Annotated in this window: 3 protein-coding genes; all 3 read right to left on the reverse strand. The window is 59.5% G+C overall.

Going from position 1 to position 1,537, the window contains the following annotated elements:
* The coding region (locus P775_RS24240; protein WP_143520990.1) for an IS66 family transposase at nucleotides 1–646 on the reverse strand (646 nt) is incomplete at its 3' end.
* 54 nt (nucleotides 647–700) lie between these two features.
* Nucleotides 701–1,051, reverse strand: coding sequence for an IS66 family insertion sequence element accessory protein TnpB (tnpB, locus tag P775_RS27760; protein WP_180287569.1), 351 nt, complete (start codon nucleotides 1,049–1,051; stop codon nucleotides 701–703).
* Nucleotides 1,051–1,452 (reverse strand): IS66-like element accessory protein TnpA, encoded by a 402-nt coding sequence (gene tnpA, locus P775_RS27765; RefSeq protein ID WP_245875847.1) that lies wholly within the window; start codon nucleotides 1,450–1,452, stop codon nucleotides 1,051–1,053. Before tnpA ends, tnpB begins: the two co-directional genes overlap by 1 nt.
* Between the last annotated feature and the right edge of the window lie 85 nt (nucleotides 1,453–1,537).

Consider the following 1,537-nt stretch of genomic DNA (forward strand, 5'->3'; position numbering starts at 1 on the left):
CCCATCCCGCAAGGGTCGAACGGTCCAGATCGATGCCTTGGCGGCTGTAGATCTGCGCTTGCCGGTAAAGCGGCAGATGATCCGCGTATTTGCTGACCAGCACATGCGCCACCGTGGCCTCCGTTGGCATACCGCCGGGAATGAGCCGGGCGGGTGCAGGGGCTTGAACGACGCCGTTTGTGCAGGATCTGCAGGCATACTTTGGGCGTCGGGTCACAATGACACGGAACTGTGCGGGGATGATGTCGAGGCGTTCTGAAGTATCCTCACCAATCACATGGCGCTCAGCGCCGCAGCCGCAAAGAGTCTGCTCAGGTTCAATCACCTCTTCGATGCGGGGCAAATGCTTGGGCAATGATCCGCGATTGGTGTTGCGTGGCTTGGTTGCGCGTGATGCGGGCGGATCAAGGGCTGCATCTTCCGCATGAACAGCCGCCATCGCCGTTTCGATATCTTCCAGCGCCAGCTCGAACTGCTCAGGGTCGGTCTTCTCGGACCGTGCCCCGAACAGGGCGCGCCTGAAGTCAGCAACCAGCTTTTCCAGCTGATCAATACGGTCCTGCTTGCGCAGGTTGCGGCCCTCAGAGGCGACAAGTAACGCCTTCAGGGCTGCTATGTCATCGGGAAGATCAGCAGGCTTCAGCATGTCCAAAGACTATCACTTTTGGTGCCTACGCACTCACGCAAAAGCCTGCATGATTCACTCTGCCGCAGTCGGCGGACGCGCTGCCAGAGCCTTCACTTTGCGCCAGTCCAACCCGGAGAATAGCGCCTCAAACTGGGCATGGTTCAGGGCCATCAGGCCATCTTTGATGGCGGGCCAGGTGAAGGTCGTTTCCTCCAGCCGCTTGTAGGCCATCACCAGCCCGGTACCGTCCCAAAAGAGCAGCTTCAACCGGTCCGCCCGCTTGGCGCGGAACACAAAGACCGTCCCGGTGAACGGCTCCTTGCGCAGCTCGTTCTTTACGAGAGCCGCCAGCCCGTCATGCCCCTTGCGGAAGTCCACAGGTTTGGTCGCAATAACGATCCGCACGCGGTTCGAGGGAAACATCATCCCCGTGCAGACAGCGCATGGGCAATCTTGGCAATCCGGCCAGGCCGGGTTCCTGCATCCACACGAATGATGACCTGCCCAAGCACGATCTCAATGGCTCTTTCTGGCGCTGCCTCAGACGGTGTTACCTCAGGTTCCAAAACCACAGGGGCAAACTCAGCTCCCGCCAAATCAGGGACAACCAACTTGCCGTCCTTCGCCAACCGCCGCCATGTCGACAAATGATTGGCCCGTAGACCGTGTCGCCGCGCCACCTCGTTGACCGTCACACCCCGCACCAGAGTTTCCGCAACAACCCGGCCCTTGAACGCATCCGACCAAGTCCGCTTACCCGAAGGACCAACCATGACCTCCATCCGGCCAATGTTCTCCATATAGTGCTCTATATGTCCTACCAACGCCGTCTCCTTCCCAAATCTACACTTGGAAAAGGACTCGCAGATCAAGAAGCCATCAGGAAGGTGGGGGCGGCGCACCGCTTAC

The sequence above is a fragment of the Puniceibacterium antarcticum genome (assembly GCF_002760615.1).
Taxonomy (GTDB): Bacteria; Pseudomonadota; Alphaproteobacteria; order Rhodobacterales; family Rhodobacteraceae; genus Puniceibacterium; species Puniceibacterium antarcticum.